Origin of the sequence: Pseudomonas sp. PDM03, from assembly GCF_014852385.1 — a bacterium.
Classification (GTDB): Bacteria; Pseudomonadota; Gammaproteobacteria; order Pseudomonadales; family Pseudomonadaceae; genus Aquipseudomonas; species Aquipseudomonas migulae.
Genome location: NZ_JACVBM010000025.1, coordinates 12,276 through 31,703, shown reverse-complemented (window position 1 = coordinate 31,703; position 19,428 = coordinate 12,276). Strand labels below are relative to the sequence as shown.

Annotated in this window: 18 protein-coding genes; 16 read left to right on the top strand and 2 right to left on the bottom strand. The window is 60.9% G+C overall.

Annotated elements, in window-relative coordinates:
• Positions 1–111: 111 nt before the first annotated feature.
• From IB254_RS25925 to IB254_RS25880, 10 genes are all read left to right on the top strand, one after another.
• Complete coding sequence (locus IB254_RS25925; protein ID WP_192420228.1) at positions 112–828, top strand: FadR/GntR family transcriptional regulator; 717 nt, start codon at positions 112–114, stop codon at positions 826–828.
• A gap of 140 nt (positions 829–968) precedes the next feature.
• The gene (locus IB254_RS25920; protein WP_192420226.1) at positions 969–1,844 is read left to right on the top strand and encodes an SMP-30/gluconolactonase/LRE family protein; all 876 of its coding nucleotides are present in this window, start codon (positions 969–971) and stop codon (positions 1,842–1,844) included.
• Positions 1,845–2,043: 199 nt separating this feature from the next.
• Complete coding sequence (locus IB254_RS25915; RefSeq protein ID WP_192420224.1) at positions 2,044–2,862, top strand: SDR family oxidoreductase; 819 nt, start codon at positions 2,044–2,046, stop codon at positions 2,860–2,862.
• Positions 2,863–2,987: 125 nt separating this feature from the next.
• A complete protein-coding gene (locus tag IB254_RS25910) occupies positions 2,988–3,992 on the top strand; it encodes a substrate-binding domain-containing protein (RefSeq protein ID WP_008031628.1) in 1,005 nt (334 codons plus the stop codon).
• Positions 3,993–4,057: 65 nt separating this feature from the next.
• Complete coding sequence (araG, locus tag IB254_RS25905) at positions 4,058–5,602, top strand: L-arabinose ABC transporter ATP-binding protein AraG (protein WP_192420223.1); 1,545 nt, start codon at positions 4,058–4,060, stop codon at positions 5,600–5,602.
• Positions 5,603–5,614: 12 nt separating this feature from the next.
• On the top strand, positions 5,615–6,583 hold the full coding sequence (gene araH, locus IB254_RS25900) for an L-arabinose ABC transporter permease AraH (protein WP_032828927.1): 969 nt from the start codon (positions 5,615–5,617) through the stop codon (positions 6,581–6,583).
• Between the two features lie 211 nt (positions 6,584–6,794).
• Positions 6,795–7,508, top strand: coding sequence for a GntR family transcriptional regulator (locus tag IB254_RS25895; RefSeq protein WP_192420222.1), 714 nt, complete (start codon positions 6,795–6,797; stop codon positions 7,506–7,508).
• A complete protein-coding gene (locus IB254_RS25890) occupies positions 7,505–8,503 on the top strand; it encodes an ADP-ribosylglycohydrolase family protein (protein WP_192420221.1) in 999 nt (332 codons plus the stop codon). The genes IB254_RS25895 and IB254_RS25890 overlap by 4 nt, the downstream gene beginning before the upstream one ends.
• 222 nt (positions 8,504–8,725) lie before the next feature.
• Complete coding sequence (locus IB254_RS25885) at positions 8,726–10,192, top strand: purine-cytosine permease family protein (protein ID WP_192420220.1); 1,467 nt, start codon at positions 8,726–8,728, stop codon at positions 10,190–10,192.
• On the top strand, positions 10,185–11,114 hold the full coding sequence (locus tag IB254_RS25880) for a PfkB family carbohydrate kinase (RefSeq protein WP_192420218.1): 930 nt from the start codon (positions 10,185–10,187) through the stop codon (positions 11,112–11,114). The genes IB254_RS25885 and IB254_RS25880 overlap by 8 nt, the downstream gene beginning before the upstream one ends.
• A 214-nt stretch (positions 11,115–11,328) precedes the next feature.
• On the opposite strand, the gene IB254_RS25875 is transcribed toward IB254_RS25880, so the two are convergent.
• Both IB254_RS25875 and IB254_RS25870 read right to left on the bottom strand, forming a co-directional pair.
• Positions 11,329–12,531: an MFS transporter gene (locus IB254_RS25875; RefSeq protein ID WP_192420216.1), complete on the bottom strand. Its 1,203-nt coding sequence runs from the start codon at positions 12,529–12,531 to the stop codon at positions 11,329–11,331.
• A gap of 88 nt (positions 12,532–12,619) precedes the next feature.
• Entirely contained in the window at positions 12,620–13,297 is a 678-nt protein-coding gene (locus IB254_RS25870) for an HD domain-containing protein (RefSeq protein ID WP_192420214.1), read from the bottom strand.
• 133 nt (positions 13,298–13,430) lie between these two features.
• Between IB254_RS25870 and IB254_RS25865 the strand changes: the two genes are divergently transcribed.
• From IB254_RS25865 to IB254_RS25840, 6 genes are all read left to right on the top strand, one after another.
• Positions 13,431–13,913: a GNAT family N-acetyltransferase gene (locus tag IB254_RS25865; RefSeq protein ID WP_008034765.1), complete on the top strand. Its 483-nt coding sequence runs from the start codon at positions 13,431–13,433 to the stop codon at positions 13,911–13,913.
• A gap of 310 nt (positions 13,914–14,223) precedes the next feature.
• Entirely contained in the window at positions 14,224–15,216 is a 993-nt protein-coding gene (locus IB254_RS25860; RefSeq protein ID WP_192420212.1) for a 2-dehydro-3-deoxygalactonokinase, read from the top strand.
• A gap of 19 nt (positions 15,217–15,235) precedes the next feature.
• Complete coding sequence (locus tag IB254_RS25855; RefSeq protein ID WP_008032870.1) at positions 15,236–15,856, top strand: 2-dehydro-3-deoxy-6-phosphogalactonate aldolase; 621 nt, start codon at positions 15,236–15,238, stop codon at positions 15,854–15,856.
• Between the two features lie 47 nt (positions 15,857–15,903).
• Positions 15,904–17,052 carry a galactonate dehydratase gene (gene dgoD, locus IB254_RS25850; RefSeq protein WP_007903915.1) on the top strand — a complete coding sequence of 383 codons (1,149 nt, stop codon included), beginning with the start codon at positions 15,904–15,906 and terminating at the stop codon, positions 17,050–17,052.
• Between the two features lie 196 nt (positions 17,053–17,248).
• A complete protein-coding gene (locus tag IB254_RS25845; RefSeq protein ID WP_008032871.1) occupies positions 17,249–18,559 on the top strand; it encodes an MFS transporter in 1,311 nt (436 codons plus the stop codon).
• Between the two features lie 60 nt (positions 18,560–18,619).
• Positions 18,620–19,423, top strand: coding sequence for an IclR family transcriptional regulator (locus tag IB254_RS25840; RefSeq protein ID WP_008032872.1), 804 nt, complete (start codon positions 18,620–18,622; stop codon positions 19,421–19,423).
• The last annotated feature ends 5 nt before the right edge of the window (positions 19,424–19,428 follow it).

Genomic DNA, 19,428 nt, shown 5'->3' with positions numbered 1-19,428 from the left:
CACATTTGATCTCTGCAATATCCTGAAAATCAAATTGACACCCAATCGTATGATGATTAGCGTGGGCAACTATCGCGAACGGCTTTGTGCCGTCCCAGCATCGAGGTGCCCATGTCCAGCAGTTTTCACGCATCGACGGTCGATTGGCTGGGTTGCTGGATTGCGGCGGGCCAGGTAAAACCTGGCGAGACCCTCAAGGTTGAGGCCGACCTGGGCGAGCAGCTCGGCGTCAGTCGTACCGTCATCCGCGAAGCCATCAAAACCCTGGTCGCCAAAGGCATGCTCGAAGTAGGGCCGAAGGTTGGCACGCGGGTATTGCCGGTGCGACGCTGGAACCTCTTCGATCCGCAAGTCGTCGGCTGGCTATCCCGCAGCGGCCTGCCGGAAAACTTCGTCGACGACCTCCTCGATTTACGCCGCACCATCGAGCCGATGGCCGTGCGCTGGGCCTGCGAGCGGGCGACCGTCGAGCAGGTGCAGGCAGTGCTTCAGGCCTATAACGCGCTGGAGCGGGCGGTGCACAGCGGCATCGATTACAACCGCGCCGACCAGTTCTTCCACGAGTGCATCCTCGCGGCCAGCCACAATCAATTCATCGAACAAATGGTCCCGGCCCTTGGCGCGTTGCTGGCGGTGTCTTTTGAAGTCTCCGCCGCCGATCCGGACGAACTGCGCCGCACGCTGCCGATTCACAAAGACATGGCCGACGCCATTGCCGCCCGCGACGCGGCACGCGGTGTGTGGGCCTGCATGACGCTGATCGACAACGCCGACCTGGCCATCAAACGCTTCTACCCAAAAGTCATGGCCGACAAAAAAGCCAGCTAAAAACATAGAACCCTGTAGGAGCGAGCCTGCTCGCGAAAAACTTCAAGGCAGCGCGTTTATGCAGCGGACACGCGTTACCGTTGACGTCCATCGCGAGCAGGCTCGCTCCCACATAAAACAAGAACAACGCAGGAGGTTTCATGGAATGGACCGCAGTCACCGGACACCGGGCACGCCTCGGCGAAGGCCCGTTCTGGGATGCGCCGACGCAGGCCCTCTATTGGGTGGATATCGCCGGCAAACAGGCACTGCGCCTGATCGGTGCCAACGTGCAGATCTGGCAGATGCCGGAGCACGTGTCTTCTTTCATTCCCTGCGAAAGCGGCGATGCGCTGGTGACGTTGAGCAGTGGCGTGTATCGGCTCGATCTGGATTCACCAGGCCTTGAGCCACGGCTGACCTTGTTCTGCGTCGCCGACCCGCAGCCGGGCAATCGCGGCAATGAAGCCCGTTGCGATGCCCAGGGGCGACTCTGGCTCGGCACCATGCAAAACAACATCGGCGAAAATGGCGAAGACCTGCCCATTGTGCGGCGTTCCGGCGGCTTGTTTCGTATCGACCGCGATGCCCGGGTCACGCCGCTGCTGCGCGGTTTGGGCATTCCCAACACGTTGTTGTGGAGCGATGACGCCACCACGCTTTATTTCGCCGACAGCCTGGATGGCACGCTCTACCGGCATTTCATCCGCACCGACGGCGGCCTCGATCCCGCGCTGGTCTGGTTCGGCCCGCATCAACGTGGCGGCCCCGACGGCTCGGCGATGGATGCCAGAGGTTATATCTGGAACGCGCGCTGGGACGGCAGCGGCCTGATCCGGCTGACACCGGATGGGTATGTTGATCGCATCATCGAATTGCCAGTCAGTCGCCCGACCAGTTGTGTCTTCGGTGGCGCCGACCTGAAAACCCTCTACATCACCAGCGCTGCGAGCCCGCTCAACCATCCGCTGGACGGCGCGGTGTTGTCGATCCGGGTCGATATACCAGGAAAGCCCTGTACGAGATTTGCCGGTTAAATCCCAAAATATGGGATGTAAAATTATATATTGAGATTATTTGGCGGTCGGGTTTATAGTCGGCTCCAATCAGTTACACGCACTCACACTTAAAAAAACAAAACAGGTGAAGTGATGCAGCGATTTTCCAACACGTTTTTTGGCCGGACATCGACAGATGCCCGGTTTTTGTCGTGCCCGCGGAAGGGAGTGCTGATCCATGGCTGAAGCGCTCTCCCTGCCTCCAGTGCCCGAGCCGCCGAAGGGCGAGCGCCTGAAAAACAAGGTCGTGCTGCTGACCGGCGCCGCTCAGGGCATCGGCGAGGCGATTGTTGCGGCCTTCGCCTGCCAGCAAGCCAGGCTGATCATCAGCGACATCCAGGGCGAGAAAGTCGAAAGCGTCGCAGCGCATTGGCGCGCCCAAGGCTTCGATGTTCAGGCGATCAAGGTTGACGTATCCAATCAACAAGACCTGCACGCGATGGCAAAAAGGGCCGTCGAGTTGCACGGCCGCATCGACGTGCTGGTCAACTGCGCCGGTGTCAACGTGTTCCGCGATCCGCTGGAAATGACCGAAGAAGACTGGCGCCGCTGCTTTGCCATCGACCTCGATGGCGCCTGGTTCGGCTGCAAGGCGGTGCTGCCGCAAATGATCGAGCAGGGCATCGGCAGCATCATCAACATCGCCTCGACCCATTCCACGCACATCATTCCCGGCTGCTTCCCGTACCCGGTGGCCAAGCACGGTTTGCTCGGCCTGACTCGCGCACTGGGCATCGAATACGCGCCGAAAGGCATTCGCGTCAACGCCATTGCACCGGGTTACATCGAAACCCAATTGAACGTTGATTACTGGAACGGTTTTGCCGACCCGCAGGCCGAACGTCAGCGCGCTTTTGATCTGCATCCGCCGCGGCGCATTGGCCGGCCGATTGAAGTGGCGATGACGGCAGTCTTCCTGGCCAGCGATGAAGCGCCGTTCATCAACGCCTCGTGCATCACCATCGATGGTGGGCGCTCGGTGATGTACCACGACTGAGTAACCGGGGTTTCAGGCGCGGAACTACGCCTGAAATCCAATCATCATACGATATGACTATTTGCTACAACGTTTGCATCGGCTTTGAAAAATAACGCTCAAAAAAAATAACAAGGAGTCAGCTTATGAATCGTCGTCGTGGGATCCGTTCCCTGTGCTGTGCCGCTTTGGCGGTCACCGCGGTCAGCCTCAGCAGCAGCTTGCTGGCGGCCGAGGAAGTGAAGATCGGTTTTCTGGTCAAGCAGGCGGAAGAGCCCTGGTTCCAGACCGAATGGGCCTTCGCCGAAAAGGCCGGCAAAGAGAAAGGCTTCAAGGTCATCAAGATCGCCGTGCCGGACGGCGAGAAAACCCTGTCCGCCATCGACAGCCTGGCTGCCAACGGCGCCAAGGGCTTCGTGATTTGCCCGCCGGACGTGTCCCTCGGCCCGGCGATCATGGCCAAAGCCAAACTCAACGGTTTGAAAGTGATTGCCGTGGATGACCGCTTCGTCGATGCCAGCGGCAAGTTCATGGAAGACGTTCCGTACCTCGGCATGGCGGCGTTCGAAGTCGGCCAGAAGCAGGGCGCGGCGATGGCCGCCGAAGCGAAAAAACGCAACTGGGACTGGAAAGACACCTACGCGGTCATCAACACCTACAACGAACTCGACACCGGCAAGAAGCGCACCGACGGTTCGGTCAAAGCGCTGGAAGACGCCGGCATGCCAAAAGACCACATACTGTTCTCGGCCCTGAAAACCCTCGACGTGCCGGGCAGCATGGACGCCACCAACTCGGCGCTGGTGAAACTGCCGGGCGCGGCGAAGAACCTGATCATCGGCGGCATGAACGACAACACCGTGCTGGGCGGCGTGCGCGCCACCGAGAGCGCCGGTTTTGCTGCGGCCAACGTGATCGGCATCGGCATCAACGGCACCGACGCCATCGGCGAACTGAAAAAGCCCAACAGCGGCTTCTTCGGCTCGATGCTGCCAAGCCCGCACATCGAGGGTTACAACACCGCCAGCATGATGTTCGAGTGGGTCACCACTGGCAAAGAGCCGGCGAAGTACACCGCCATGGACGACGTGACCCTGATCACGCGCGACAACTTCAAGCAGGAACTGGAAAAGATCGGCCTCTGGAACTGAGGCGCGGTTGATTTCATCGGCGGCCCTGGCGACGGGGCTGCCTGATCTGTGTGATGAGGTGTTTTATGCACGCGCAAGTACAGACACAACACGACAGCGTCGGCGGCAGCCTGCGCTTCAACGGGATCGGCAAGACCTTTCCCGGGGTGAAGGCATTGGACGGCATTAGCTTCGTCGCCCATCCGGGTCAGGTTCATGCCTTGATGGGTGAGAACGGCGCCGGCAAATCGACCCTGCTGAAAATCCTCGGCGGCGCCTACACGCCGAACAGCGGCGACCTGCAGATCGGCGAGCGAACGATGGTCTTCAAATCCACCGCCGACAGCATCGGCAACAAGGTGGCGGTGATCCATCAGGAACTGCACCTGGTCCCGGAAATGACCGTGGCGGAAAACCTGTTCCTCGGTCATTTGCCTGCCAGTTTCGGCCTGATCAATCGCAACGCACTGCGACAACAAGCGCTGGCCTGCCTCAAGGGCCTGGCCGATGAAATCGATCCGCAAGAGAAGGTCGGGCGCCTGTCCCTCGGGCAACGGCAACTGGTGGAAATCGCCAAGGCGTTGTCCCGTGGCGCGCATGTGATTGCATTCGACGAACCGACCAGCAGCCTCTCGGCGCGGGAGATCGATCGCTTGATGGCGATCATCGGGCGCCTGCGCGACGAAGGCAAAGTGGTGCTCTACGTCTCCCATCGCATGGAAGAAGTGTTCCGCATCTGTGACGCGGTGACGGTGTTCAAGGACGGCCGCTACGTGCGCACCTTCGAGGACATGAGCGAGCTGACCCATGATCAATTGGTCACGTGCATGGTCGGGCGCGACATTCAAGACATCTACGATTACCGCCCGCGCAAGCGTGGCGCGGTGGCGTTGAGGGTCGACGGTCTGCTCGGGCCGGGCTTGCGTGAGCCGGTGAGTTTCGATGCGCACAAAGGCGAGATCCTCGGGCTGTTCGGTCTGGTGGGGGCAGGGCGAACCGAGCTGTTCCGCATACTCAGCGGCCTTGAGCGCAACACCGCCGGGCGCCTGGAATTGCGCGGGCATGAACTGAAACTGCGTTCACCCCGCGATGCGATTGCCGCCGGCATTCTGCTGTGTCCCGAGGACCGCAAGAAGGAGGGCATCATGCCGCTCTCCAGCGTTGCCGAGAACATCAACATCAGCGCGCGTGGCGCCCATTCCACCTTCGGTTGCCTGTTGCGCGGCCTGTGGGAAAAGGGCAACGCCGACAAGCAGATCAAGGCGCTGAAAGTGAAGACGCCCAGCGCGGAGCAGAAAATCATGTACCTGTCCGGCGGCAATCAGCAGAAGGCGATTCTCGGCCGCTGGCTGTCGATGCCGATGAAAGTCCTGCTGCTCGACGAGCCGACTCGCGGCATCGACATCGGCGCCAAGGCCGAGATTTACCAGATCATCCATAACCTGGCTGAAAGCGGCATCGCGGTGATTGTGGTGTCCAGCGACCTGATGGAAGTGATGGGTATTTCCGATCGCATCCTGGTGCTCTGCGAAGGCGCGATGCGCGGCGAACTGTCCCGCGACGAGGCCAACGAATCCAACCTGCTGCAACTGGCTTTGCCGCGCCACCGTGCTGACGGCGTGGCGAACTGAGAGGTGACTATGATGACAACCCAAAACAACGCTCTGCCCACCCAGCGCAAACCTCTGGACCTGCGGCGCTTTCTCGATGACTGGGTGATGCTGCTCGCGGCCGTCGGGATCTTTGTGCTCTGCACCTTGCTGATCGACAACTTCCTTTCGCCGCTGAACATGCGCGGCCTGGGCCTGGCGATTTCCACCACCGGGATTGCCGCATGCACCATGTTGTATTGCCTGGCGTCGGGGCATTTCGACTTGTCGGTGGGCTCGGTGATTGCCTGTGCCGGCGTGGTCGCGGCGGTGGTGATGCGTGACACCGACAGCGTTTTTCTCGGTGTGGTGGCGGCGCTGTTCATGGGCTTGATCGTCGGGCTGATCAACGGGATCGTGATCGCCAAGTTGCGGGTCAATGCATTGATCACTACGTTGGCGACCATGCAGATCGTTCGCGGTCTGGCCTACATTTTTGCCAATGGCAAAGCGGTGGGCGTGTCCCAGGAGTCGTTCTTCGTCTTCGGTAACGGCCAGTTGTTTGGCGTGCCGGTGCCGATCCTGATCACCATTGCCTGCTTCCTGTTTTTCGGCTGGTTGCTGAATTACACCACCTACGGGCGCAACACCATGGCCATCGGCGGCAACCAGGAAGCGGCGTTGCTGGCCGGGGTCAACGTTGACCGGACCAAGATCATCATCTTCGCCGTGCACGGTGTGATCGGGGCGTTGGCCGGGGTGATTCTGGCGTCGCGGATGACTTCCGGCCAGCCGATGATCGGCCAGGGTTTCGAGCTGACGGTGATCTCGGCGTGTGTGCTTGGCGGGGTTTCGCTCAGTGGCGGGATCGGCATGATCCGGCATGTGATCGCCGGGGTGTTGATTCTGGCGATCATCGAGAATGCGATGAACCTGAAGAACATCGATACGTTTTATCAGTACGTGATTCGTGGTTCGATTTTGCTGCTGGCTGTGGTTATCGACCGCCTGAAACAACGCTGAGATTTTTGTTGTCTGTGCTGGCCCCTTCGCGGGCAAGCCTCGCTCCTACAGGTTATGTGTCGTGCATGGATTACGCGACTGACATTAACCTATAGGAGCGAGGCTTGCCCGCGAAGGCGATGTACCTGATTCACCTCGCGACTGCCTCCTTCCGTCACTCCCCCTAAATATGTCTTGCCTGTTACAAGTCGTTTCGGGTATCAATTTGTACATGATTAGACAGGTACGATTTGACAAGAAACAACGGGTGGTCGACGAACTCATCCGGCGCATTGAAAGCGGCCTCATGGAGGACGGCTTTCAGTTGCCGGGCGAGCATCAGTTGGCTCAAGAATTCAAAGTCAGCCGAGGTACGCTGCGTGAAGCCCTGGCCGAATTGAAACGGCGCAACTACATCGCGACGCAAAGCGGTGTCGGTTCCATCGTCACGTTCGACGGGGTGGTGCTCGATCAGCGCAGCGGTTGGGCGCAGGCGCTGGCCGACAGCGGGGCGCTGATCAATACCGAAGTGCTGCGGCTCGAGGCGGTGACTCGCCCCGACCTGCTGCCGCGTTTCGGCACTGACCAATTCATCACCCTCGACCGCCGCCGTCGTTCCACCGACGGCAAGCTGGTTTCCCTCGAACGCTCATTGATGCCCGCCACCGGAGGCCTGGAAAGCCTGCCGCGTGTCGGCCTGATCGACAATTCCCTGACCATCACCCTGGCCGCGTACGGCTACATCGGCGAGCGCGGCGATCAATGGATCGGCGCCGAACCCTTGAACGCCGAAGACGCCGAGCTGCTCGGTCGTCCGGTCGGCACGGTGTTCCTCAAAGCCTTGCGCACCACCTACGACCGGCAGAACCGCTTCATGGAACAGGTCGAAAGCCTGCTCGATCCCGTGCACTTTCGCCTGCACCTGCAATTTGGACACCCACAATGACCGCGCTCAATCGTGCACTGGGCGCGTTTTACGGACTGGCCCTGGGCGATGCGCTGGGCATGCCGACGCAATCGCTGAGCCGCGCCGTCATCAAGGCGCGTTTCGGTGAAATCACCGATCTGCAAGACGCCGGCCCCAATCAACCGATTGCGGCCAACATGCCTAAAGGCTCGATTACTGACGATACCGAACAGGCGATTCTGGTCGGTCAGTTGTTGATCGACGGCAAGGGCAGGATTGAACCGTCGGTACTGGCGCAACGGCTGATCGAATGGGAAGCCGCGATGCAGGCCAAGGGCTCGCAGGACTTGCTCGGGCCGTCGACCAAACGGGCGATCGAGATGATCCTCGCCGGTCATTCCCCGGAAGAAGCGGGGCGCTACGGCACCACCAACGGTGCGGCGATGCGCATCACGCCCGTCGGCATTTCGGCGGATGTCCGCGATCCCGAGCGTTTCATCAACGCCGTGGTGCAGGCCTGCCAGGTCACCCACAACACCACGCTGGGCATTTCCAGCGCGGCGGCGGTGGCGGCGGTGGTCTCGGCCGGCATCAACGGCATGGACCTCGGCGAGGCGTTGAACCTCGGCCAGCAAATCGCCCAGCAAGCGGAAAGCCACGGCCACTGGGTCGCGGGCGGACGCATTGCCTCGCGCATCAGTTGGGCGCGGACGATCAGCGTCGACAGCGACAACGCGATGCTGGCGGACTTGATGTACGACGTGATTGGCACGTCGGTGGCTTCGCAGGAGTCGGTGGTGGTTTCGTTTGCCCTGGCGCAGCAAGTGGCCATCGGTGAAATAAATGCCTTCGACGCGCTGTGCATGGCCGCAGGTCTGGGGGGCGACACCGACACCATCGCGGCGATTCTGGGGGCCATGCTCGGGGCTTGTCTGGGGCTTGAGAGTTGGCCGGTGGCGATGATCGACAAGGTCAAAATCGTTAATGAATTGGATTTAGAGCCATTGGTGCAGGGCCTTCTCGCCCTGCGTTGACTGTGCTGACGCCATCGTCGGCAAGCCGATCTCGCTCCCACAGTGATCTGCGGTGTTCCCAATACCTGTGGGAGCGAGACCGGCTTGCCGGCGATGGCCGCACCACCTATTTGAATATTTTCACAGCAATGGATCGCACTGACTTGGCCAGGACAGCCGGGATGTTGTTTTCGTCTTCCGTCATTGCCCATAACCACAACAAAGGCAACAGGAGCATTTCACATGAGTTCATCGAACGCCGGGCAAAGTGCCGGGCAACTGGAAACCCGTGGCATCGAGCCGGTGCCGGAAGCCGAATGCAACGGGCATCCGCTACAGCTGTTCTGGGTCTGGTTCGCCGCTAACATTTCCATCCTCGGCCTGCCGCTCGGCGCTACGCTGGTGGCGTTTCGCGGGTTGGCGATCTGGCAGGCGATCATCGTCGCGATCCTCGGCGCTGCCGGTTCCTTTGCGGTGGTCGGGATCATTTCCATCGCCGGTCGCCGTGGCCGCGCACCGAGCCTGACGCTGTCGCGGGCGATCTTCGGCGTACGCGGCAACATCGGCCCGACCCTGGTTTCGCTGATGTCGCGGCTGGGTTGGGAAACCGTCAACACCACCACTGCCGCGTTCGTGTTGCTGTCGCTGTGTTCGATCCTGTTTGGCTCGCCGGTGGAAGCCAAAAGCGCACCGATGCTGACCCTGATCTTCATCGCAATTTTCGTGCTGCTGACCTTGTCGGTGTCCGGCCTCGGTCACGCGACGTTGCTGGTGATTCAGAAGTGGGCGACTTATGTGTTCGGCGCGCTGAACATTCTGGTCGGCGGTTTCCTCTGCGCCACCATCGACTGGAGCGCCGTGTTCAACGCCACGCCTGCACCGCTTAGCGCAATGATCATCGGCGTCGGCACCATGGCCGCCGGCACCGGGATCGGTTGGGCCAACGCCGGTGCGGACATGTCGCGCTATCAACATCGCAGCGTCAAGGCGGCACGTCTGGTGGCTTCTGCCGCGTTTGGTGCCGGGATCCCGCTGGTGTTGCTGATCACCCTCGGCGGCCTGCTGTCGGTGGGCAACAACGACCTGGCCTCGGCCACTGACCCGATCATCGCGATCCGCGACATGCTGCCGACCTGGATGGCCGTGCCGTACCTGATCACCGCGTTCGGCGGCTTGCTGCTGTCGAACAACCTGTCGGTGTATTCCGCCGGCTTGACCACGCTGACCCTCGGCCTGAAGGTCAAGCGCGTCTACGCCGTGGTGGTCGACATCGTCGCGATTTTCGCCGGTTCGATTTACTTCATGCTGATCGCCGACAGTTTCTACGGCCCGTTCATCACCTTCATTTCGCTGCTGGCCGTGCCGATCACGGCGTGGGTCGGGATCTTCGTCGTTGACCTGATTCATCGTCATTACTACAGCCCCAAAGACCTGCTGGACGTCAGCCCGAGCAGCGCCTACTGGTATCGCGGCGGCGTCGAGTGGCGTGCATTCGGTGCGTGGGCCCTGGCGATCGTGCTGGGTTTCAGCTTCACCACCATTGGCACCACCGAACAAACCGTCTGGTTCCGTGGGTTCCTCTCCGACTCGTGGCTGGGGCATAACGGCCTCGGCTGGATCGTGACGTTCCTGGTCGCCGGCGGGATTTATTTTGTACTCGGCGGGGCCAGGGATCGCCGCGCCGCGTCGCTCGAGAATGCTCATGCCTAAAATGTTGCACACCGGCCAGGTCATCATCGACCTGGTCATGGCCGTGGATAAACTGCCTCAACCCGGCGGCGACGTACTGGCGCAATCCGCCAGTTTTGAAGCCGGCGGCGGGTTTAATGTGATGGCCGCCGCTCAGCGTAATGGCTTGCCGGTGGTTTACCTGGGCCGTCACGGCAACGGTCGTTTCGGCGATTTGGCGCGGGAAGCGATGAAGGCTGAAGGCATTCGCATCGGCATTGCTCACAGTGCTGAACGAGACACGGGGTTGTGCGTGGCGATCACGGATGCTTCCGCCGAGCGCAGCTTCGTCTCCTATATCGGCGCCGAAGGTGAAGTGTCCGCAGAGGATTTGAACAGCGTAGCGGCGCAGACGGGCGACTATATCTACGTCAGCGGCTACAGCCTGCTGCATGTCGGCAAGGCTCAGGCGCTGGTGGATTGGGTGTTGGCGTTGCCGAGTGCGGTCAACGTGGTGTTCGACCCGGGCCCGCTGGTGGAATCACCCGATGCGCCGTTGATGCAGGCGTTGTTGCCGCGCATCGATGTATGGACCAGCAACAGCGTCGAGGCGCTGCGGTTTACCGGGGCGTCGGACATTGCCGAGGCGCTGGATCGACTGGCCGATCATCTGCCGTCGAAGGTGTTGATGGTGGTCCGCGACGGTCCGCAAGGGTGCTGGATTCATCAGCATGGCGAGCGTCAGCATGTGCCGGGTTTCAAGGTTGAGGCGGTGGACAGCAACGGCGCCGGGGATGCCCATGCCGGGGTGTTTGTGGCCGGATTGGCGCGCGGGTTGTCGGCGGGTGAAGCGGCGCGGCGGGCGAATGCGGCAGCGGCGCTGGCGGTGACTCGGTGGGGGCCGGCGACTTCGCCTGGGACGGATGAGGTGGATGCGTTGATCCGCGAGACTTTCGGCGCCTGATTTGACGTCTTCGCGGGCAAGTCGGGTCGCCGCATCGCTCGCTCCTACAGGAATCACGCGATCCCTGTAGGAGCGAGCGATGCGGCGACCCGACTTGCCCGCGAAGGGGCCCTCAAACGTTTACACGTCCAACTTGCGCGCCGCCTCACCCCAGCCGCACATAGCTTGATCGGTTTTCATCGACGTTCATGGATACTGATGAACGACGAACGGTTCAGGCCTCTTGCAACGTTTTGACCGTGTAGCGGCGCCAGATCAGGCGGCCCACGGTGATCAGCCAGTTCAACAGCGCCACGGCGAGAACGGTGAGCAACAGTGTCGCCATCCCGTGTTCGACGATGATCTTCCCGGCCAGCAACGGAAAGCCGAACACACCAATGAAGTACGACAGACTGAACAGCAGCAACGCTTGCGCGGTGGTGCCGTGCGGCGCTTCATTCGCGGCCAGGCCGTTGATCACCGAATACGTCAGCCCGTAACCGACCCCAAGCATCATCGCCGCGAGCACGTAGCTGAAGCCGCTGTCGACCACGAAACCGAACATCACAATCGAAACCATCATCAGCCCGGACAACAGGCAAGACGCGCGGAATGGATCGCGCTTGACCACGAACCCGGCAATCACCATCCGGCTGCTGATCGCCGCGCCCATGAAACCGAAAAAGAACAGCGAGTAATCCAGCGAACGAGACGCCGCGTAGCTGGTTTGGAAACTCGACAGGCCACCGAACACGCAGCCGCCGAGGCCGACCATGAGGATCGGGAACACTGCGCGGGACGACAAAATCTGCCGGGTTGCGCGCCAGGAAATGCGTGCGACCGCAGCGGTAGGCGAGGGCGCTTTTTTCAGCTGCGCATCCAGGCGCCAGAACAGCAACACGCCAATCAGGCTGGCCAGCGCCGCGAGGTAAAACGCCGCCGTTACGGGATAGCCCAGCGCACTGGCCGCGCGGCCCAGCAACGGGCCGCTGCCGATCCCGGTCATCATGCTGCCCGACAGCAGCGCGAAATATCTGGCCCGCTGGGCAGGCGTCACAAGGCTCGCGACGATGATCGGCCCGAGCGTATAGAAAACGCCCCAGCCCAAACCCAGCAGCAAGCCGAAAAACAGCAGCAGATGGCCGAAGCCCGGCGTCAGTGCAAAACCCAGGCTGGCCGCCACCAGCAGCACGCCGAACAGCGCAATCGAACGCGCCGCGCCAAGCCAGTCGGACAAGTGCCCGGAAACGATCACCGCCGCAAACGTACTGAGCATCGCCGCCGAAATCACGCTGCCGGCATCGTGTTCATTGCCGCCGCGCGAGCCGATCAACAGCGACAGCAAAAACGTCGAGCCGTAGGACAGCGACAGCAAATAACTGGCGAGGCAAAACAGGCCGAACAGTTTGCTGGAGACCTGAGGTGGAGCAGTAGACATGACGCGCTTCCTTGACCCGATAACGGAGAGTGTCATCTATCTATCATGCAAGGCGCCGATGTTAGGTCTGAGGTTCTCGATTCCAGGATTAGTGGTGGGCGGAGTAATGCACTCGGCCGATGCCGATTTCTTCCTTGAACAGCTCCATGAAATTTTTCAAACGTTCATGCCGGATGCGGGCCAGGCGTTGACCGGTGAGGGTCTGGAAGCCGTCTGCCAAGTGCAGCAGCTTGGTCTGGAAATGATCGAGGCAAAAGCGCTTGTCATCGTATTCCCGCGCATTCGCTTCCGGGTCTTGTGGGTCATACAGCGCGCTGCCCATGCGGCCGGCGATGTAAAAAGTGCGCGCAACGCCGAGCATGCCAAGGGAATCGAGACGGTCGGCGTCCTGCATGATTTTCGCTTCGAGGGAACTTGGAGTGATGTTGGCAGAAAAGCTGTGGGCCTCGATGGCGTGTACAACGGCGCTGATTTTTGCGCTGGGCCAGTCCATGTCGGTCAACACTGCAGAAGCCTTCTCGGCTGCCAGTCGCGATGCTTGCGAACGCAACGGCGAGTTCTTCTCCACCGACACGCAATCATGCAAAAGCACCGCTGCCAGCAGCACTTCAATATCGCCACCTTCCTCAGCATGAAGAGTGCGCACGTTGTGCCAGACCCGCTGCAAGTGCGACAGATCGTGGGCGCCGTCTTCCGAGGGTTCCAGTGCGTGGGGCAGCAACCTGGCGGCGAGGATTGGCAGCGGCGCGAAAGCATCAGTCGTCATAAACGTCCTGTTAAGTGAAAACGGTTGGGGCAGCGGCTCCACATCCTCCATAGATCAGCTTTGAATTTCCAGTGTGACGAGCGTTGCGCGCCGACTTAGTATGGCGTTTTCCACTTTTGACGAAGGCACGTCCATGACGATCGAAATCCGCCCGGCGACCCCCAGCGATGCACCGCAAATCCTCGCGTTCATCACTGAATTGGCCGATTACGAACGTGCCCGCCACGAAGTCATCGCCAGCGTCGCCGACATTGAGCGCAGCCTGTTCAGCGAAGGCGCCACCGCCCACGGCCTGATCTGCCTGCGCGACGGTTTGCCGATCGGCTTTGCGGTGTTCTTCTTCAGCTATTCCACCTGGCTGGGCAGCAACTGCCTGTACCTCGAAGACCTCTACATCACTCCCGAGCAACGCGGTGGCGGCGCCGGTAAAACCTTGCTGCGCCACTTGGCGAAAATCGCCTGCGCCAATGATTGCGGGCGTTTTGAGTGGAGCGTGCTGGACTGGAACAAGCCGGCTATCGAGTTCTATAAATCCTTGGGTGCGCAGCCACAGGAAGAGTGGGTGCGGTATCGGATGGATGGCGCGGTGCTAAGGGATTTTGCTGCGGGCAATTGACCCCCTTAAAAGATCGCAGCTTCGCTGGCTCCACACTGAAAATGGTTGTCAACCCAACCTGTAGGAGCCGGCTTGCTGGCGATGGCAAACTCAAGAGCAACCCATTACTTTGAGAGTGGATCGCCAGCAAGCCGGCTCCTACAGGGTTGAATTCGATGGTTGATGCATCGCAGAAATTGAAGCTGCGATTTTTTTTGCCTGTAGCAATTAGATCCCACTATATGGGAGATGTATTTATATATTGAGATATCGCCGCGTCAGGGTTTATAGTCCAGCTCACTCACTGCCAATAAACAGAACAGGTGAAGCGATGCTGGCGCAATTGATCGCGCTCGATTGGGGGACAACCTCATTACGTGCTTACAAACTCGCCGCAGGTGGCCAGGTGCTCGAACAGCGTTCGCTGTCATCGGGAATCATGCAGCTGCCCCGGACGCCGCGAATCATTAACGGTCTGGCATGCACCGACGGTTTTGAACTGGCCTTTGACGAGGCCTGCGGTGACTGGCTCGATGAGCAACCCGGTTTGCCGGTGATTGCCTGCGGCATGGTTGGCAGCGCGCAAGGCTGGTGCGAAGCGGCCTACCGCGACACGCCGGCAAACGTTGCCAATCTCGGAACCTCCCTACAAACCATTCGCAGTCTTCGCGGTGTCGATGTGCACATCGTGCCGGGCGTGATTCAGCGTTCGCGCCTGCCGAACGTGATGCGCGGTGAAGAAACCCAAGTCCTCGGCGTGCTGCAAAACCTGGCGGGCGAGGCGGGCAGCGATCTGTTGATCGGCCTGCCGGGCAGCCATTCGAAATGGGTGGAAGTGGCCGACGGCTGCATCGTGCATTTCGACACCTTCATGACCGGCGAAGTCTTCGCCGTGCTCAGCGAACACAGCATTCTGGGGCGCACCCAGCAACGCGGTGGGTCTTTCGATGGCGACGCGTTTGACCGTGGCGTGCAAGTGGCGCTGTCGGCGGACGGCGAAATCGGCCCGCTGTCGACGCTGTTCAGTGCCCGCAGCCTCGGGCTGACCGGCGAACTGAGCGGCAGTGCGCAACCGGATTATTTGTCCGGCCTGTTGATCGGCCATGAGCTGTCGGCGCTGGCCACGGTTCAGCGGCGTCGGCGCAACAGCGTTCATCTGCCGTCGATCATTCTCATCGGCAATTCCCAACTCTGTGCCCGTTACAGCCGGGCGCTCGCCGCCTGCGGTTTTGCCCGAGTGACGCTGGCCGAACAGGCCACCGAACGCGGGTTGTGGCAACTGGCGCTCGCCGCCGGGCTGATCACTCCAAACCCATCCCGTTAAACCTGACTGGAGGTCTGACATGCTCAAGCAAGCATTGGCGCAAAACGGTCTGATCGCAATCCTGCGTGGCCTGCGCCCGCAGGAAGCGGCGGCTATCGGAGAAGTCCTTTACGCAGCCGGATTTCGCGTCATCGAAGTGCCGCTCAATTCCCCCGAGCCGTACGAAAGTATCCGCATCCTGCGCAGTACCTTGCCCGCCGATTGCCTGATCGGTGCCGGCACGGTGCTGACGCCGGAGCAGGTCGAGCAAGTGAAAGCCGCCGGCGGGCAGGTCATCGTCATGCCCCACAGCGATCCCAAAGTGCTGCGCGCCGCGAAGGCCGCCGGGTTGTTCCTGTCGCCTGGCGTGGCGACGCCGACCGAAGCGTTCGCTGCACTGGCGGAAGGCGCGGACGTGCTGAAGATGTTCCCCGCCGAGCAAATGGGCCCGGCGGTTGTAAAAGCCTGGCTGGCGGTGTTGCCCGCCGGGACGATTCTGGCGCCGGTGGGCGGGATCACCCCGGAGAACATGCAGGTGTTTATCGATGCGGGCGTGAAGGGCTTCGGCCTCGGGTCCGGGTTGTTCAAGCCGGGCATGACTGCGGCGCAAGTGGCGTCCAACGCCAAGGCCTACGTCGCTGCATGGAACGCTCTGCGTTAAGACTTTTTTGGCGCCGAGCGCGCTGCATCTAATAAGAGAGAGAAGAGATGAAAATCACCAAACTGACCACCTTCATCGTTCCGCCGCGCTGGTGCTTCCTGAAAGTGGAAACCGACGAGGGCGTGACCGGTTGGGGCGAGCCCGTGGTCGAAGGCCGTGCCCACACGGTGGCGGCTGCCGTTGAAGAATTGTCCGACTACCTGATCGGCAAAGACCCACGCAACATCGAAGACATCTGGACCGTGCTGTATCGCGGCGGCTTCTACCGGGGCGGTGCGATCCACATGAGTGCGCTGGCCGGTATCGACCAGGCGTTGTGGGACATCAAGGGCAAGGCCTTGGGTGTATCGGTCAGCGACCTGCTCGGTGGTCAGGTGCGCGACAAGATTCGTGTCTATTCGTGGATTGGCGGTGACCGTCCGGCAGACACCGCGCGCGCCGCGAAAGAAGCGGTCAGCCGTGGTTTCACCGCCGTGAAAATGAACGGCACCGAAGAGCTGCAATTCCTCGATTCCTTCGAGAAAGTCGACCTGGCCCTGGCCAACGTTGCCGCCGTGCGTGATGCGGTCGGCCCGAACGTCGGCATCGGTGTGGACTTCCATGGCCGGGTGCACAAGCCCATGGCCAAGGTGCTGATGAAGGAACTCGATCCGTACAAACTGATGTTCATCGAAGAGCCGGTGCTCAGCGAAAACTACGAAGCACTGAAGGAGCTGGCGCCGCTGACCAGCACACCGATTGCCCTCGGTGAGCGTCTGTTCTCGCGCTGGGATTTCAAGCGCGTTCTCAGCGAAGGTTACGTCGACATCATCCAGCCGGATGCCTCGCACGCCGGTGGCATCACCGAGACTCGCAAGATCGCCAACATGGCCGAAGCCTACGACGTAGCGCTGGCGCTGCATTGCCCGTTGGGGCCGATTGCGCTGGCGGCGTGTCTGCAACTGGATGCGGTTTGCTACAACGCGTTCATCCAGGAACAGAGCCTGGGCATCCACTACAACGAGAGCAACGACCTGCTGGATTACGTCAAGGATCCGCGAGTGTTCGATTACGACAAAGGCTTCGTGAAGATTCCGAACGGCCCAGGCCTGGGGATCGAGATCAACGAGGAATACGTGATCGAACGCGCGGCGGTCGGGCATCGCTGGCGCAACCCGATCTGGCGCCATGCCGATGGCAGTTTTGCCGAGTGGTGAGTGATCGCTGACCCACCGCAAATCCCTGTGGGAGCCAGCCTGCTGGCGATTTGGTCGGCACATCCAGCATTCATGGTGACTGACCCAGCGCGATCGCCAGCAGGCTGGCTCCCACAGGTTGATCTCCATGGACAGGGAGATCGGCATCATTCCAGTTCCACATCGACCTCAATAAACATAAGAAGAGGCATTCCCCATGCAACCGCAAACCCTCACCGGGCAGGCGTCGTTGGTGGCGCCCAGCCGCAAGCGTTTTTTCATCATGGTCCTGCTGTTCATCACCGTAGTGATCAACTACCTGGACCGCAGCAACCTGTCCATCGCCGCCCCGGCGCTGACCAGTGACCTGGGCATCGACCCGATCCACGTCGGACTGATCTTCTCCGCGTTCGGCTGGACTTACGCCGCCATGCAGATCCCCGGCGGCTGGCTGGTGGATCGCGTTCCGCCGCGCATCCTTTATAGCCTCGCCTTGTTGCTGTGGTCGATCGCCACGGTGATGCTCGGTTTCGCCGCCAGCTTCATTGCACTGTTCGTCTTGCGCATGGCGGTCGGTGCGCTGGAAGCCCCGGCTTATCCGATCAACAGCCGCGTAGTCACCACATGGTTCCCGGAGCGTGAGCGCGCCACGGCCATTGGTTTCTACACCTCCGGCCAGTTCGTCGGCCTGGCGTTCCTGACGCCGGTACTCGCCTGGTTGCAGCATGAATTTGGCTGGCACATGGTGTTCGTCAGCACCGGTGCGGTGGGCATTCTCTGGGCGGTGATCTGGTACGCGGTGTATCGCGAGCCACGGGATTTCAAAGGCGCCAATGACGCTGAAATCGACCTGATCCGCGAAGGCGGCGGGCTGGTGGATATTCAGGCCGAGCAAGCGAAGGTCAAGGCGAAATTCAGCTGGACCGACCTCGGCATCGTCCTGACCAAGCGCAAGTTGTGGGGCATTTACCTTGGCCAGTTCTGCCTCAACTCGACGTTGTGGTTTTTCCTGACGTGGTTCCCGACCTACCTGGTGAAGTACCGCGGCATGGATTTCATCAAGTCCGGCCTGCTGGCGTCGCTGCCGTTTCTCGCCGCTTTCGTCGGCGTACTCTGTTCCGGGTTCTTCTCCGACTTCCTGATCCGTCGCGGCTACACGGTGGGTTTCGCCCGCAAGTTGCCGATCATTGGCGGCTTGCTGATTTCCACCTCGATCATCGGCGCCAATTTCGTCGAGTCGACGCCACTGGTGATTGCCTTCCTCGCCTTGGCGTTCTTCGGCAACGGTCTGGCTTCGATCACCTGGTCGCTGGTATCAACGCTGGCACCGGCACGCTTGTTGGGGCTGACCGGCGGCGTGTTTAACTTCATCGGCAACCTGTCGGCGATTGCCACGCCGATTGTCATCGGTTTCCTCGCCAGCGGTGATTCGTTCGCTCCAGCGATCACCTACATCTCGGTTCTGGCGTTGTTGGGTGCGCTTTCCTACATCCTGCTGGTCGGGAAGGTCGAGCGTATCAAGTTGTAGTCGCAGCCGTCGGGCGACCATAATGCCGCCCGTTCCCTCGCTCAACGGTAAAGGCTGGATATGCAGGAAGACGCCCCAAAAATCGCCAAGGACGCCGCGCCGACCGGCACTCAGACCCTGCTGCGCGGGCTGGGTGTGGTTCAGGCCGTGGCCAGTGGCGCCCGCGATCTCAAGGAAATCGCCCGGCTGATCGGCACGACGCGCAGCACCACCCATCGTCTGGCCAGTTGCCTGGTGGACGAGCGTTATCTGCGCGTGGTGCCGCAAGTCGGTTATTTGCTGGGGCCGAAGCTGATCGAGCTGGGCTTTCAGGCGCGTGAGGAATTGCCGCTGGTCACGTTGGCCGGTCCGTATCTGGATGAGTTGTCGGCGTTGACCGGCGACACCATTCACCTGGCGATTCGCGAAGGTGATGAAGTGCTGTACCTGCACAAGAATCCGGGGCGCAATGGTCCGGAAATGCGTTCGCGGGTTGGCCACCGCATGCCGTTGGCGCGTACCGGGATCGGCAAGGCGCTGATGCTCGATGACACGCAGGAAGAATGGCAACGGCTGTACGAAGTCAGTCTGCCGGCGGGTGGGAAAAATCAGTTCTGGCCGCAGCACCCGGAGCAATCCTGGGAGCAGTTTCAGCAGCGCATGATTGAGTACGTGGCGGGCGGTTACGCCTTCGACCTGGAAGACAACGAACCGTCGATCCGCTGCGTGGCGGCGCCGATCCGTGACGCGAGCAAGCGCATCGTCGCCGGCATCAGCATCGCCAGCACCGTGCCGTACATGCCGCTGGAAAAAATGGCCGAGCTGATTCCCCTGATCAAAGGGGTCACGGCCCGGCTCTCGGCGGAACTTGGCTTGAAGGTATAAACCGC

What these genes read in the sequence shown, in the direction of transcription:
- IB254_RS25925 (WP_192420228.1), top strand. Translation starts at nt 112, where the DNA reads ATGTCCAGCAGTTTTCACGCATCGACGGTCGATTGGCTGGGTTGCTGG.
- IB254_RS25920 (WP_192420226.1), top strand. Translation starts at nt 969, where the DNA reads ATGGAATGGACCGCAGTCACCGGACACCGGGCACGCCTCGGCGAAGGC.
- IB254_RS25915 (WP_192420224.1), top strand. Translation starts at nt 2,044, where the DNA reads ATGGCTGAAGCGCTCTCCCTGCCTCCAGTGCCCGAGCCGCCGAAGGGC.
- IB254_RS25910 (WP_008031628.1), top strand. Translation starts at nt 2,988, where the DNA reads ATGAATCGTCGTCGTGGGATCCGTTCCCTGTGCTGTGCCGCTTTGGCG.
- araG (WP_192420223.1), top strand. Translation starts at nt 4,058, where the DNA reads ATGCACGCGCAAGTACAGACACAACACGACAGCGTCGGCGGCAGCCTG.
- araH (WP_032828927.1), top strand. Translation starts at nt 5,615, where the DNA reads ATGACAACCCAAAACAACGCTCTGCCCACCCAGCGCAAACCTCTGGAC.
- IB254_RS25895 (WP_192420222.1), top strand. Translation starts at nt 6,795, where the DNA reads ATGATTAGACAGGTACGATTTGACAAGAAACAACGGGTGGTCGACGAA.
- IB254_RS25890 (WP_192420221.1), top strand. Translation starts at nt 7,505, where the DNA reads ATGACCGCGCTCAATCGTGCACTGGGCGCGTTTTACGGACTGGCCCTG.
- IB254_RS25885 (WP_192420220.1), top strand. Translation starts at nt 8,726, where the DNA reads ATGAGTTCATCGAACGCCGGGCAAAGTGCCGGGCAACTGGAAACCCGT.
- IB254_RS25880 (WP_192420218.1), top strand. Translation starts at nt 10,185, where the DNA reads ATGCCTAAAATGTTGCACACCGGCCAGGTCATCATCGACCTGGTCATG.
- IB254_RS25875 (WP_192420216.1), bottom strand. Translation starts at nt 12,531, where the DNA reads ATGTCTACTGCTCCACCTCAGGTCTCCAGCAAACTGTTCGGCCTGTTT.
- IB254_RS25870 (WP_192420214.1), bottom strand. Translation starts at nt 13,297, where the DNA reads ATGACGACTGATGCTTTCGCGCCGCTGCCAATCCTCGCCGCCAGGTTG.
- IB254_RS25865 (WP_008034765.1), top strand. Translation starts at nt 13,431, where the DNA reads ATGACGATCGAAATCCGCCCGGCGACCCCCAGCGATGCACCGCAAATC.
- IB254_RS25860 (WP_192420212.1), top strand. Translation starts at nt 14,224, where the DNA reads ATGCTGGCGCAATTGATCGCGCTCGATTGGGGGACAACCTCATTACGT.
- IB254_RS25855 (WP_008032870.1), top strand. Translation starts at nt 15,236, where the DNA reads ATGCTCAAGCAAGCATTGGCGCAAAACGGTCTGATCGCAATCCTGCGT.
- dgoD (WP_007903915.1), top strand. Translation starts at nt 15,904, where the DNA reads ATGAAAATCACCAAACTGACCACCTTCATCGTTCCGCCGCGCTGGTGC.
- IB254_RS25845 (WP_008032871.1), top strand. Translation starts at nt 17,249, where the DNA reads ATGCAACCGCAAACCCTCACCGGGCAGGCGTCGTTGGTGGCGCCCAGC.
- IB254_RS25840 (WP_008032872.1), top strand. Translation starts at nt 18,620, where the DNA reads ATGCAGGAAGACGCCCCAAAAATCGCCAAGGACGCCGCGCCGACCGGC.